The organism is Kosakonia sp. R1.Fl (assembly GCF_023516815.1).
Taxonomy (GTDB): Bacteria; Pseudomonadota; Gammaproteobacteria; order Enterobacterales; family Enterobacteriaceae; genus Kosakonia.
In genome coordinates this window covers 98,629-113,845 of sequence record NZ_JAMGSQ010000002.1, presented here as the reverse complement: position 1 = coordinate 113,845, position 15,217 = coordinate 98,629, and the positions used below count along the sequence as shown (strand labels likewise).

Sequence of the window (15,217 nt, the reverse complement as noted above, 5' to 3'; positions counted from 1 at the left end):
AAAGCCCGGAAATCTCAAAAGTGCATGGAACTAAAACAGGTCTATGTACATTACCACCACGCAGAAGTGTGACGGCGCGGGGAAGATAAGCTCCGCAGGGCAAGAGATAAATTTAACTTCCCGGAATAATCCTCGCTTTGGAGTGTGAGAGCCTTTTACAAGGAAGGTATTGTTTTTTAACTAGCTTCTATCCCGTCCGGTGGCGGCCTGTCATTAGCATTTTCCCCACGTCCGAGGAGTACAAGAGCGCCTGCTTCGCCAAGCTTTCTTAGCAGTCTGTGTATTTCTTTCTCTGTTTTATCTGCTTTTTACTGTTGAGCTGCTTTTCACACACTTTCATTATATTGGATGGGGTTGATTTGAGATCTGCAAGGTCCGTTTTGTTGATATGAAACGCTAAATTCTATTTCTGAATGGCGCAGGATTTCGGGGCCGAGTGTTCAAAGTAAACAGTTATCTTAAGGTAAAACTAAGAAACAGTCAGGTCTGGAAATATATAAGCTTGATTCCATGGATAGTTACGCCCCATATTTTGAGACGTATCACATAATTGGTATATATTTTTTACTGGATGATATATCGATAGTCTGCTATGCGTCATTATATATTGATTATTTTGACTATTTTAATAATTGTCGCGCCTATCTGCCGATAAAAATAATTAAACATTTAGCCCGCCAAGGCGATAAGAAATAAGTAATCAAAGCAATTTTCTAAATTGTATCTGACGCTTCGTTTGAAGTATGTCATGAAAGCAGAATATATAGCCTCATAAATTCGTCCTAACTTTAGATTCTGTAAAAAATTTAGTTTTTCAAAAATGGTGAGGATATGTCATCTATGTCGATAAAAAGCTTGTTAGCCGCAGCATTGCGCCGGAGTCGTTCCCAGCCAGCGAATGGCATTTATGATTGCCGAAATATGCCCAGAACGTTATCGGCGGCAGGCTTAAGTAATAAATCCCGTGGGATCCTGATGACATTTGTTCCGCCTAATGCCGATTATCCAAACGTCAGCCGGGCATGGCAGCAATTATCCTCTCCCGACTTAACCGTAATCACCCTTTCTTCCAGTGGCGCGTTGAGTAGCAGCGGCCGCGAAACGACTTATTGTGACGGCGCGGGGCAACAGGGCAGCTGGCTGTTCCTGCCCGACTCACTGGTTGCACAGCACGAAGTACATATCGTTGATTTACATGTGAAAGATATGCATACCGCTCCGGATCGAATCAAAGCGATTCAGCTGGAGCTCGAAAGGTTGCAGGTGCGTATACCGCTCTCCTCAGAGAAAACGTTCGCTATGGTTTACTGTGACGGGCTTTCTGCATCAGAAGGCTTTTTGATGCAGGCCTGGTATAACTGCGGTCGTTTCCCCTGTCTTGCTATTGGCGGTTCGGCAGGAGGAAAACTCGCTTTCGATGGTACATGGATAAGCGTGGGCGGTGAGGTAATGCAGGGAAAAGCAGTGATTGTCTTTTGCACCATGTCGAGAGGGAAATCATTCGCTCCTTTCAAAAGCCAGAATTTTAAACCGTGCAATAAAAGCTGGCTGATTGCTCAGGCGGATCCGGTCGCCCGTACCGTCACATCCGTATTTAACGAACAGGGTCAGCAGGTTCATTTTACGAGCGCGCTGGCGGAACATTTACGCTGTAATGAGCAACAATTAACCGAAAAACTTAAAGGGCTCACCTTCGGCGTGAAAGTAGGAGATGAGTACTTCATTCGCTCTGTCGCGACCATTGACAGTAACGGTGTGCACTTTTTTTGCGACCTTGAATTTGGTGATCGCCTGCATTTGCTCGAAGAAACTGATTTTAAACAGGCTACACAACAGGACTGGAATCATTTCATTACGGGGCTTGGTAAACCTGTGGCCGTCCTGATGAACGACTGTATTCTGCGTCGTCTGGGCAGTGAGTCCCATCTGCATAACGCACACTTTTTTAAAGGCTTGCCTGCTGCAGGATTTTCCAGCTTTGGGGAAATTCTTGGGGTGCCAATTAACCAGACGTTATCCGCATTGGTTTTTTTCAACCATGATGTGAAAGCAATGACGAATTTCCCGGTGGAATATGCCAGCTATGCGGGGCACTATGCCCAGCGTGCGCTTCGTCGCTGGGAAGCACTGAATGATTTCCAGAGTGGGGTAATTTCTCGCGTGGTTGCTTATCAACAGAAACTGGGGCCGCTAATGACGGCATTACCGATGCTCGAAGCGGCGACCCAGACGCAGAATGAAACCCTGGGGATGGCGGAAAACAGTATTCGCTCTATCAGCGATATCGCTATCCAAAGCCAGCAGGCACAGAACCGTTTAGTTGAAGGGCTGGACGATCTGGAGAAAATATCTGCAGGTATTAATGAAATTACCAGTGGTATCAGTAACATTGCATTCCAGACTAACTTGCTGGCGCTCAATGCCGCTGTAGAAGCAGCGCGGGCTGGCGATGCCGGGCGTGGTTTTGCCGTTGTTGCAAGCGAGGTGCGGCGGTTGGCACGTTCCTCAAAAGAACAGGCGGATGCCACCGCCGCAAACATTAATCAGGCGGTCACCACGATTTCTCGCATCCGCAACGTGGCGAACAATACCGTGGAAACGGCCAGCAACATGGCACAGCACTCAATTTCCGCAGCTGATACGATTGCGACCATGAGCAGTAAAACCAATGATGAGCGGGAAAGTATCGCCACACATCTAAGCAGCCTGCATGCCCTGACCGCAGGTATGGATGCCATGCAAGAAGCAGTTGCGCAACTGACAGTGTTGCAGAAGCTCTCCACCCGACACGACCATCACTGAAGGTCAAGCTCTGCTGATAAATCAGCAGGGCTTATCTAATCGATTCATATAGTTAGCGAAAAATTAACACCGGGAAAGTGTCACGCGGTGCGCCCAGGCTGATTATAATTTTCTCGCTGGGCACGTACCTGGTGGTCTACGGCAGGGTAACCAGGGACTCGCGGAGCACCTGTCCGGTTTGCTGAATCTGCTGGCAGACAAAGGCCACGTCAGGAACTGACTTCCTATATGGCAAAGATAATCGACTCTTCTGCGAATCGTTATTTTTATACTGGCAACACCTTCGTTCAGGAGATATTCATTATGGTATATGAACCTCAGAATTTTATCATTCACTTAAAGGTTCAAGACTAAGAAGATGTTTTTTCGCTTTATCAAGCAAGAGCAAGAATTCATCATATTTAAACTCAAAAATGCTATTACCATTAGGATAAATGATTATATTTAAAGATTTTTTATCTTCAGTTAATGAAATTTCTCCCCACTGAACTCGATTGAATAACAATTCAGCATAAAGATCATCTCTGTCCAACGAACTACCTACGCTATATTCTAACATTTCTGACCCTCTCTATTTTGTCGGTGGTTCCCGGAATCCTATAAATCTAGAACCATCGGAACTAAACCGTAAAATCCTTCCATCCGGTGCTTTAGCATCAATGACTTCTATAGGCTGCTTGTTTTCAAAGACAATTTTGCTTTCAATTTTTGTTCCTGGATTATCCAGAATCTCGTTAACTATACTCTGCGCTTCCTGATTGAGAACGGATGCTTTCTGACTTGAATAGGAGTATGCAGACCCTTCTCTTCCCCCATGTTTTTGCAATGATCGTCCAGCATCAGTTAACCCATTTCTGTTTGGAGAAGAAGCAGCTTCAGATAAATTTTGTTTTGAAGGCCGATCTGAACCTGCTTTATTTCGACCATTTTCCTCGTCCTCCGGTCCCCAACCTCCCGGTGTTCCTGAGCCTGAGCCTCCAGCTTCAACTTTGTCGCCATTTGACAGATCTTTACCAACATTTGGTTTCGGACTGTCATCATCTTTTAGCGCATCAGATATTATTTCTCCTAAGGCGGCACCTGCACCTGCCCCCGCCATCCCACCACCAAACGTAGGGCGCGATAAATCTAAGGAATTATTATTCAGGCAGGTAGCCATTGAACAGCCTACCGCGTTGTTCTCTACCGCATTTTTACCGGCCTGCGCCCCTGTCGCAGCTGACAACGAGCTGTTACCAGCCAGTCCTCCGGCAAGTCCCGCCGAGATCGATGCCAGTGAGCTGATAGTCTGTTTTTGCTCTTCTGTCAGTTTTTCTCGTGGTGTATCCGGATACAACTGGTGCGCAATAATTTCACCCACCCCCGCACCAGCAGCACCTGCAGCGGCATTGTTTCCCTGAAGAGCGGCCACCGCACCGCCCAGAATCGCATGAGCAATGGCATTAACGGCCGGATCAGCTTCAGTGAATTTCAGCATATGCGCCAGTTCTGGCGCGGATGCTCCGGCGAGTGCCCCGGCAACATTACCGCCAGCCAGTCCCTGCAGCGCTGCAGTAGCCGCCTGAATACCCCGCTGGATATTCCCGCCAGTGCCCATTCCTGTCGCCGCAAATGCCTCGTTATAGTAATTCTGGTAAAGCTGGTTACTGATATCTTCAGGTTTCGGCGTTTTGCCGGGATTCTCTTTTGCCCATTGCTCACGGGCTGCAGCCTGCTCTTCAGGCTTGATGTTACCCATCCGCTTTTTCGCGGTTTCTATTGCGCTCAGTTCACCCTGCGTCCGTGCAATGTCTGCGGCCTGGCTGCCAATATCGCTAATCAGCCCCACGGCTTTGAGACGATTTTGCTCTTTCTCCTTGTCAAAGATGGGGGTGATGCTGTCGTTAGCATGTTCCGTATCGCGGCTGAGTCCGCTGATATCCTGTTTCTGATTCGCCTGATCACGTACAGTAATTGTTCCATTAGCCACTGCTGCCTGCGTGGTACCCTCCGCATGGCCGCTGTGGCTTGCCGCAGAAATCATGCCGCCAGGCATATTTCCTTTGAACTGATCGCCAAATGTGCCACCGCCACTCAGGCTTACGCCACTGTGGCTGACTTTATAATCAGCTTCGTTATGAAGATCGCTGAAGCCCAGCGTCCCTGTATCAAGGCTGTTTTTATCGGCCGCCGCGGCGGACGCAATGACCGCCCCGTCCAGTTGGGTGTGATGGCCGACCGTGACGTCATAGCCTCCTTTCCCTGCAAACAATCCGGTCTGTTCCTGCACCGAATCATAAGTGCTTTTCATTTTGTCCTGGCTGGCGCTGATGTAACCCGAACCGGTCATGCTACCGAAGGTAAAGCTGCCGCCAGCCGCCACACTGGTCTGCGTAGATTTGTAATCGTTGCTGTCCTGCTGGCTGCTCATCCACAGATCACGACCAATATCCGCGACAATTTTATCGCCGCTGACCTGCGCGCCATTCAGGATGGCGTCACGTCCACTGGTCATGGAAACGGTACCGCCGCTGTCGAGGGTTGTTTCCGTCCAGGCCGTACCATTGCCCTTATCATTGCCCTTTGAGGCATTCACATTCGCGAAGACGCTAATGCCGAAGCCGTTAGTCCCTCCGCCAATGCTGACGCCCACGCCACCGCCGCTGCTGCTGTTTTTTCCGGTGGTTTGCTGGGTATTAGCCGCACCGCTGAGCACAATATCGTTCGCTGCGGCAAGTGTGGTATTGCCCCCGGCCTTAAGCTGACTGCCGCCGATAACAATGTCGCCGCTGTTTTCACCCTTCCCTTTGCCTTTAGCAGTGATAGCCAGATTATTCCCGGCATTGAGCGTGCTGCCAGTCACTGTATCGCTTTCAGCATGCTGTTCAGATTTCGACTTCTGTGAGGTCAGCGAAATACTGACACCAAAGCCGTTATTCGGATCGCCGGTTGCCTGCGCCACCGCCACACCCTGTGCTGCCTGTACACCGGAAAGGGCGGCTTTAGTCGCCTGCAGAGCGACCAGGCGACCATCACTTTCACCTTTCGCCTCCTGCGCGGTCTGAACGGCGCCGTTAATCGCGGAGCCAACTGCACCTGACAGCGCCACCGTCAGCCCACTGCTTTTCTGCTCGAATTTCTGATCGGTGGTGCGTTTGTCATGACCGGGATCGATAACCACGCTGTCGCCGCTCAGGGCGAGATCGTTTTTGGCAATAAGGTCTGAGCCGCCGACATGCAGTTGATTACCAGCGCTGACCATCACATCGCCGCCGTTACTGCCCACGGTGCTCATGCTCTGGCTCTGGGTGGTGCCTTTCTCTTTCAGATCCTGTTTGGTTTTGCTGGAACCGATGGTGAAACCGATCCCACCGGAGCTCATCAGGCCGCTCTTTTTCTTCTCTTTAAACTGCCAGTTCGAGTCGGTGTTGGTGGCGGCGGTGATATCTACGTTATGCGCCGCACTGAGCGCCACATCGCCGTCACCCACCACGGATGAACCTTTCACCAGCAGGTCATTGCCGGATTTCACCGTCACGTTATCGCCGCTCAGCAGCGTGCCAGATTCACGGTTGGCGCTCTGTTCGGAGATGGTGTGCGTTTTGGTTTTACTGAGGAAACCGCTTTTGGTTTTGGTCTCTTCTTTGTAGTGGTAATCGCTTTCGGTGGCGGTCGTCAGATTGACGTCGCGTCCGGCCTGCACGCCGATATCGCCTTTTGCATTGACCTGTGCCGCTTCGGCGTTCATATCGCGTCCGGCGAGGATCACCGTGTTAGTGCCGCTGGCGATCTCGGTGCCCTGCTGGCGCACCTGCTCATTGATCACCGTTTTCTTGCTGGCTTTGTAGCTGTCGCCCTGGGTGGTGGCTTCCGCCAGCAGATTGACGTCGCGCCCCGCCTGCATGCCGACCTGCTGTTCAGCCGCCAGCCCGGCGGCCTGCGAGTTGATGTCCTGGCCTGCGGTGAGTATCAGGTTATTGCCTGCACTGACAGTGGTGCGATTGAGGCCAGTGCTGTGGTTTTCGCTTTTGCCGTTGCGGGTGTTATTGCTGGTCTGCTGCGCGTCGAGGTTCAGATCGTTGCCCGCTGACAGCTTCGCGTTTTTCCCGGCACTGACATCGCTGGCGCTGATCGTCAGGTCGTTGCCCGCCTGCATGCCAAGGTTGCCCCCGGCAGTGATACCGCTACCCTGATACGTCACTTTGCTACGACTGATATCGGTGCGACCTTCGAAGCCAGACTGGTTTAATGCATCAGTGTCACGAATGGCGTTAACAGCAACGTTACCACCGGCATCCATCAGCAGATCGCCGCCCGCCTTCAGCGTGGCGCCGGTCAGGGTGATATCTTTACCCGCTGCCAGCGACATGCCATCGGTGGCGGTGATGCTGGCAATACTGCCAAGCGTGGTGTTTTTAAGATTAACCGCACCGTTCTTATCTTTAGCCGTCAGGGCAAACTGATCGGCCAGCGTGACGTTATTAATGCTGCCGTCGAGACTCTCCAGCGCCACGGTTTTGCCGCTGATGGTGGAGCTGAGGTTACTGATATTGCCGATGGCGCTGAGACTGACGTTGCCACCCGCTTTCATCAGCGCATCGTTGCTGTTGGTGATGACCCCGTCGCTCTCCACGCTGAGGTTGTTTCGCGCCAGCAGCGTACCGCCGGTGTTGGTGACATTGCCCCCTTCGAGGCTGACATTGTTCCCGGCAATCACGCTGCCGTTATTGACCGTGACATCTTTCGGCGACAGGTAGACTTTCGGGATCATCACCGTTTCGCCATTGATGGTGGCGCTTTCCCACCACAGGATGCTGTGGTCGAGCGCGGCGATTTGATCGGCATTGAGCGCCACGCCAAACTGCAGCCCCAGCGACTGCTGTGCGCTAGCGGCGTTATCCATCAGGTAACGCATCTGATCCAGATCGGAACCGATACCGTTCAGGTAACGGTTACCGGTCTGGTTCAGCACAACGTTACTGACATAGCGCGTGTCAAACGCCGCATCGCCGAGGAAGCGATAGTCATGGTCCGGGTTAAGTTTGATGCGATCCAGCATGTAGGCAGAGCCGAGGAACTGCTTCTCATTGGTATAGGTGCTGCTGGTTTCACGCGGGGCGGCAGATGGCGTCACGCCGAGCAGTTTGTTCAGATCGCCAAACAGCGCCGGATCTAACTGGCCAAGCCCGTCGAGTTTCGGGTTAACGGTGATGAGGTACGGGCTTTTCGGATTAGCCGACACCACAAAGTAGCCGCTGTTGCCGGACGGCAGTGGGTAGGCGCTGGTATCGACGGATTTGCCCTGCTGTGGAGTGGTGTTGGTATTTTTCAGTACCGCATTTGTTACTCCTGCGCCTGCCAGGCTGTCCGCGATGCCTAGGCTGGCGCTGCTTTTCTGCTGGCTACCAATGTTTGCCAGCGCGGCACCATTTGCGCTGGCGTTATCCAGCGCGCTGCCACCGTTAATCTGCTGCAGGGCATTTTGCAGTTGATCCTGCCACTGCGGTGAGTTTATGGTGACCGGACCTACCAGATTTTGTTTCGCGATACCGCCGTTGATATTCTGATTACTCAGAGTATTCAGGGATGGCGCGGTGAGGGTTCCCGCGACACCACCGGCATTCGCGGTCGTATTTGTATTGCTGATATTGCTGCTGAAGTTTGCGCTGACGTTACCACTGGCCTGGATAACAGAGCGGTATATATTTCCGGGAGTAAAATTCGACTCTTTACCTTTTAATGTATATGTCGCTGAAAAGGCATTTACAACATAGCGTGGCGTGTAATCAAGATCAGAGCCATTATGTTTATCATCCAGGATGATTAAATTTTCAGGGGCATCTTTAATCGCTACATTAAGGTCGCTGCCAGCTTCGTTGACCCCGTAGTTTTCCATCCATGAATTCGAGCTAAATCGATAATATTGCGTCGTTGTTCCACTTTTGACCGGAACAATAAAGTCATCTGCTTCCTTATAATTATATGGATTGGATGTTGTTTTTGTAATGAGTTGTACATTACCAGCCAGATTATATTCATAAACAAGCTGATCGGTATAAACACCGCCGGTATAGCTCTGGTTATTCAGTTTGCTGCCGCTCAACTCAATATTTCTGTTAGCTAATACAGAGCTCGCCAGATTATCCAGCGTTGTCGCATTTACTGTTAAATCTCTGCCTGATGAGACGCGTGCCGCTCCACCTGTGCTATTAACCTGTATTTCACGCGACCCCGTCGTACGGTTAAGCGTTAAATATTCCTGATATGGCAAATAGACATAACGAATATTGTAAAAGCCGGGGGAATCGTTCGGATGATTCGCATCCTCCCATGTCTCTTTGTAAATCATAAAGTGAGGATTATCTCTCACCGTAACATTAACAGTGGTCGGTACACTCGCTGGATCGAAGGCTCCGGGAACGGTAATTTCACTAACACTCAACCCATCCCGCTGATTCAGCAGGTGCCCGGTATTAATGGTGATATCACCGTTGCGGGTCTCAATATTGCCGGAGGTGTTCACCACCTCGGTGTTGGCGTTGCCCGCCGCGTCGCGCTGCAGCCTCAGGTTGTTGCCCGCCAGCATATCGCCGCGCTGGTTGGTGATGCTGCCGGCGTACAGCGCCAGGTTATTCGCCGCGTACAGCAGCGCGGTGTTCACAATACTGCCCGGCGCACTGAGCGTCAGGCTGCCGAGTGTGCCGGCAAAGCCGTTCGCCGTGATGTTGCCCCGGCTCGCCAGCGTCACATCGCCGCCGCCCTGCAGCGAACTGTTGCCGTTGAGCACAATGGCGCTGCCGCTTAACGTACTCGCGCCGCTGCCGGTGGTGATTTGCCCGTTGTTGGTCAGTTGCCCGCCCGCACTCAGGTTCACCGCCTGGCCCTGCATCACGCTCTGGTTATCTATCGCCCCGTTACTGGTGATACTCAGGGTTTTCCCCGCCGCCAGCGCAGTTTTACCGGTAAACGCATCGACCAGCTGCAGCGTCAGGTTGCCGAGCGCCACGATTTGCCCCAGCGCGTTGAGCCCGGTCGCCCCCACAAACAGGTCTCCGCCGCTGAAGAGCCTGCCGGCGGCGGACTGGTTCACCTGCGCGGCGTTCACCGTCAGCTGGCGGCTGCCCAGCAGCGTGCCGTTGTTGGTAAGCTGGCGGTAATTCAGCGTCAGGTCATTCGCCTGGGTGGTGCCCTGGTTCGTGAAGGTGTCGCCGGTGAGTGTCATCCGGTCAGCCAGTAGCGTACCGGTGGCGGCATTGTTCGCCGCATTCAGAATCAGGTCCGTCGCCTGCAGCCAGCCTGCGCCGCTGTACTGCGGGGCAGTCAGCGTCAGCATCCCGCCGGAGAGCAGTTTCCCCTCGTTGCGCGCCTGCGTGGCGGCAGTAATCCGGGTGTCACCCGCGCCCTGAATCAGCCCGTAGTTGAGCAACTGCGGCGTGGTGAGCGTCAGCCCCTGCCCGCTGACCAGCTGCGCACCGGCATTGTTGGTGAGCGTGTCTGCGCTGACGGTCACGCCGCCGCCCTGGATGTTACCGGCGTTATCGACACGCTGTGCCGTCAGGTTCAGCGCCCCGTTGCCGGCAAGCTGCCCGCCCGCCTGCTGGGTGAACGTACCCGTGAGCGTCGCGGTCAGCCCGTCGCTGCCGCTGATAACACCGCCGTTGCTTAGCGAACCGGCACTGAGAGTCAGGTTTTTCGCCGCCCACTGGCCGCTGTTCGTCAGCGCCAGCGCCTGCAGTGCCGCCGTGCCCATGGCGGTGATTTTGCTGCCTGCCGCGGACGTCAGATTGCCCGCCAGTTGCAGGGTCAGCGCCCCGGCGCTCTGAATGGCACCGCGGTTATCCAGCGACTGCGCCGCCAGCAGAATGTTATTGCCCTGCCAGGTGCCGGTGTTGTTCACACTCCCGGCGGTGATATCCAGCGTGCCCTGCGTCAGCAGCGAACCGGCGTTAATCAGCTCCAGTTGCGGGGCAGCCATCGCCATCCGCGCCATCAGGGTCGCCGTGGCCTGGCTGTTATCCAGCGCCAGACTGTCGAGGCCGGTCAGCGTGCCGTTGTTAGTGATACGGCCTTCATGTGCCGACAGCGTTTTGCCCTGCACGCTGCCGTTGTTGGTAAGTTGTTGTCCGCGCAGGATGATGTCCCCGGCGCTGAGCAGCTGTCCGTCGTTGTTCAGCGTCTGCGCACGCAGCGTCATCGCTCCCTGGCTGGTAAGCGCGCCCGGCAGTGCCAGCGTGCCCGCCACATCCGCGTTCAGACTGCCCTGGCTCAGCAGCGAACCGCCGAGCGTCCAGTCATCCGCCGTCACACTGACCCGCCCGCCCTGCAGGGTGCCTCCGGTATTCAGTTGCCCGGCGTTCAGCGTAAAATCGCCGCCGCTCAGCGTGCGCGAGTTCGCCCCGGTGACCAGCGTGGCAGCATCCGCACGCAGGCCGTTCGTCCCCTGCAACAGCCCGTTGCTGGTGAGTGTGGTGGCTGTAAGTGTCAGCGTGTCGCCGGTAATGCGCCCGGCGCTGGTAATGGCGTCTGCCCGCAGGTCTGTTACACCGCCGCTGACCATCTGTCCGTCACTGGTGAGTGCGCCGCTGTAGACACCGCTCAAACCGTGCAGCCCGTTGATGATGTTGCTGTTGTCGAGCGTGGTGCCGGTGAGCGAAACCGTCTCGCCCTGCAGCGTGCCGGCGTTACGCAGGCTGCCGCCGTCAAACGTCAGCGCACCACCGGAAAGCCAGTTACCGGAGGCGGTGTTGATGATACTGCCTGCGTGCGCCTGCGCCTGCTGCGCGCCCTGAATCAGGCCACTGTTGGTCAGCGTGTTGCCGGTCAGGGAAACGGCGTTGCCGGCAATCTGTCCGCTGTTGCCGAGCGCATCCGCGCGAAGCAAAGCCGCATGGTGCGCCAGCAGCGTGCCGCTGTTGTCCAGTGTGCTGTCAGAGGTGATATCCAGCGCGTCCGCTTCCAGGCTGCCGCTGTTCACCAGTTTGCCGGCATGAAGCGTCAGGGCATCCTGCACATACAGCAGCCCCTGGTTCTCCAGCGTACCGAGGTTTAACGCAAGCAGTCCGCCGCTTGCCAGCTGGCCGTTGCGGCCATTAAACAGGCTCTGCGTGGCGAAGGTCAGGCTGTGATTGCCCTGCAGAATGCCGTTGCTGGTTATCACTGGTGCCGTCACGGCGAGGTCGTTTGCCGCCAGCGTGCCGTCGTTGTTCAGCTGTGCCGCACGGATATCCGCCTGCCCCTGGCTCAGCATCTGCCCCTGGTTAGCGAGTGTGCCGGTAACCTGCACGTTCAGCGCATCCTGCGCCTGCACCGTGCCGCTGTTATGCAGGCTGTCCGCCGTTGCGGTCAGGGTTTTCCCCTGCATCCGGCCCGCGTTGTCCAGGGTGTTGCCCTGCAGTGCCAGACTGCCGCCGCTGACCAGTTGACCGTCCGCGGTAGTGGTCAGCGTATTGCCATCCCACGTCAGCCCGTCCGTCCCCTGAATCAGACCGCTGCTGTGCAAATCGCCGTGCAGGGCGAGCACTTTCGCCATCAGCGCGCCGCTGTTCGTGCTGTTATCTGCCGTCAGCGTCATCCCCTGCCGGCTGACCACCTGGCCCTGGTTATCCAGCGTGCCGCTGACCGTGGCGGTCAGACCGTTCTGCCCGAGTGCCGTACCGGTGTTCATCCACTGCCCGGTCGCGAGGTTCAGCGTGTCGCCCTGTATCTGCCCGGCGTTGTTCAGCCGGTCATTTTTCAGCGACACTGCGCCGTTACTGAGCAGCAGGCCGCCCTGCTGGTTAGTCAGCGTGGTACCGGAAGCGGTCAGCAGCGCCGTGCCCTGCAGCGTGCCGCTGCTGGTGATGTCAGCGCTGTTCAGCGTCAGGTTTTTCGCGGCAATCAGGCCGCTGTTGATTAACGCCAGTCCGCTCAGATCGAGCGAGCTTCCGCCCGCCAGCGTCCCGCTGTTGGTGGTTTTCTGCGTCTGTAACGTCAGGGCATCACTGCCCTGTATTGTTCCCGTGTTATCGAGGGTATCTGCTCGCACACTGGTGACGTTTGCTGCTACCAGACCATTGTTACTGATGCTGTCTGCGGCCAGGCTTAACTGCCCGTCTGCAAGCAGGCGGCCGTTGCTGATCAGACTGTGATAATCGCTGAACAGATTAACGCCGTTGATTTCTCCTGTGTTCACCAGCGTACTGCCGACAAGACGCAGGTCACCATCGGTGGTGATTAACCCGCTGTTGTTCAGCTGCGGGATGGCAAGCGTCAGGTCTTTTGCGGAGTACAGCGTGCCGCCGGTAAGGTTTTCCAGCCAGTCCGTCTGCAGGTTCAGAGCCTGTGTGCCCTGCAGCAGCCCGCTGCTGGTGATATGTGTGCTGCCGAGGCTGAGCGTATCCGCGACCAGCGTACCGCTGTTGTTCAGCGCACCGGGGGCGGTCAGGGTGATGGCTGACGCATTCGATTTCCCGCCGTGACTGACGGATTTTGCCGTCACGCTGAGCGTGCCTTTCGCTGCCTGAGTGCCGTTCAGCGTGGCGCTGTCAGCGGCCGTCAGGGCCAGGTCACTGCCGCTCTGCAGCTGTGCCTGCTGGCGGGTCTGCAGGTCAGTTGCTTTCACGCTCAGGGCCTTACCGGCATTCACCTGCCCGCCGATATCAGCGGTGGTCTGCGCAGTCAGCGTCACATCGCCTTTCGCGGTAACAGTGGAGCCATTGCCGGTAGTCAGCGCGCCGGCCTTCACGTTCAGGGAATCGTCTGCGGCCAGGGTACCGTTGTTCTGTACCCCATCGCCGGAGACCGCAAGCGTCTGCCCCTGCAGTGTGCCGCCGTTATTCAGTGTGGAGGTGGTGGCCGTAAGCTGGCCTTTTGCCGCTACCGTCCCCTGGTTATCCAGTCGGGTGACCGTAAGCCGTGTATCGTCTTCGGATAGCAGCGAGCCGCTGTTGTGCAGCGCATCGCCGGTCACACCCAGCGACTGGCCCTGCAGTGTTCCGCTGTTGTTCAGCGTGGACGCCGAGGCGGTGAGCTGATTTTTCGCGGCGATGGTGCCCTGGTTATCCAGTTGTCCGGCGGTAATGCGGGTATCCCCCGCCGCCATCAGTGTGCCGCTGTTGTGCGCCGTCTGGCTGTTAATCTCCAGCACCTGCCCCTGCAGGGTGCCGCTGTTGTTCAGGTTGCCTGCGGTGGCCGTCAGCTGCCCTTTCGCCGTTATCGTGCCGGCATTATCCAGCTTATGCGCCGTTATCCGGCTGTTGCCGCCGGCGGTCAGTTCACCCTGCCAGCTGATACCCTGCGCATCCAGGGTGACGTTACCCGCCGCACTGAGCTGGCTGGCTGCATCACCGTTAATCTGTTTTGCGCTGAGCGCCGTCTGCCCGGCAGCGATTTTGCTGGCGGTAAGCGCGGTATTCCCCGTCGCAGCCAGCGTCAGTTTGCCGTCCGCCGCCAGCGTGGCGGTGTTCAGCGCCATATCCTGCGTGCTGTTAACCGCGATATCACCACCCGCTTTATGGCTGCCGGTGAGCGTCACGCCGTCGCCCTTCGCCGTCAGCGACCCGCTGGCAACGCTCTCCCGGACGGTCATTTTCCCGTTCGCATCAAGCGTGATATCACCCTGGCGCGCCGCCAGATTACCGAGGTTCACCCCCACGCCTTTTTCCGTGGAGACCAGGTGAATACGGTTGGCATACATGCCGCCGAGTGCGCCGGTATCCACCGCCACCACCGGTGCCGCGCCCTCGCCGTTGATAGCGGTCGCCTTACCGCTGGCATCCACCCGGTTCGCCCCGGTGGTGACCGTTAAATCCTTCGCATGTATAGCAGCGTTGACTTCGGTGGCACGGGAAATCAGTGACAGCGCGTCGCTGCCGCTGGCATTCAGCCCCTGGCCTTCGACGGTGATGGTGCCTTTTGTCACCTCGAGTGCCGAGAGGTTGCCCGCCGCGTCAAACTGCGGTTTGCCGGTGGTCAGTGTCGCATTCGGCGTGTTGATAAAACCGCAGCCGTTACAGGTGATGCCGTACGGGTTGGCGACCATCACATTGGCGGCTTTCCCCGCCACTTCGGTGTAGCCCTGCAGCTGTGAGCGGCTGCCGCCGGTCACTTCGTTGATAATGCCCTTCGCTTCCTGCCCGGCCTTCAGGTTCGGGTTGTTCTGGATAAGCCCGCCGAGTTGGGTCTGGTTCAGCTGTCCGGTGGCGTTGTTGAGGATGAGCCCCTGCTGGCCGACGTTGTATTCGTTAAACTGGTTGTGCGAGATGCCCGCGCCGTTCGGCGTGGCAATGTTCACCACCGGCACGCCGTTGCCGGCTTTGTCCATGCTGGCCGGGCCGGTCGGCGTGATGGCCGCCGCGAAGGAAGGTGCCACGGGCTGCCAGACCAGCAGGCCGATAATCAGCCAGCTGAGTGCGCGCTGCGAGAAACGAACCGGTTTATCGGTATTCATCCTTGTCTT

3 protein-coding genes and 1 pseudogene are annotated in these 15,217 nt (G+C 55.9%); 2 read left to right on the top strand and 2 right to left on the bottom strand.

All coding sequences use genetic code 11. The features are described from left to right. Positions 1–840 precede the first annotated feature (840 nt). A complete protein-coding gene (locus M8Q36_RS24940) occupies positions 841–2,802 on the top strand; it encodes a methyl-accepting chemotaxis protein (protein ID WP_502825499.1) in 1,962 nt (653 codons plus the stop codon). Positions 2,803–2,864: 62 nt separating this feature from the next. Next, a pseudogene (locus tag M8Q36_RS24935) lies at positions 2,865–3,007 on the top strand (ArsB/NhaD family transporter); the annotation flags it as partial. A 123-nt stretch (positions 3,008–3,130) separates the two neighbouring features. On the opposite strand, the gene M8Q36_RS24930 reads toward M8Q36_RS24935, so the two are convergent. Next, on the bottom strand, positions 3,131–3,361 hold the full coding sequence (locus M8Q36_RS24930) for a hypothetical protein (RefSeq protein ID WP_249882931.1): 231 nt from the start codon (positions 3,359–3,361) through the stop codon (positions 3,131–3,133). Between the two features lie 12 nt (positions 3,362–3,373). After that, positions 3,374–15,208 carry a hemagglutinin repeat-containing protein gene (locus tag M8Q36_RS24925; protein WP_249882930.1) on the bottom strand — a complete coding sequence of 3,945 codons (11,835 nt, stop codon included), beginning with the start codon at positions 15,206–15,208 and terminating at the stop codon, positions 3,374–3,376. Positions 15,209–15,217 lie beyond the last annotated feature (9 nt).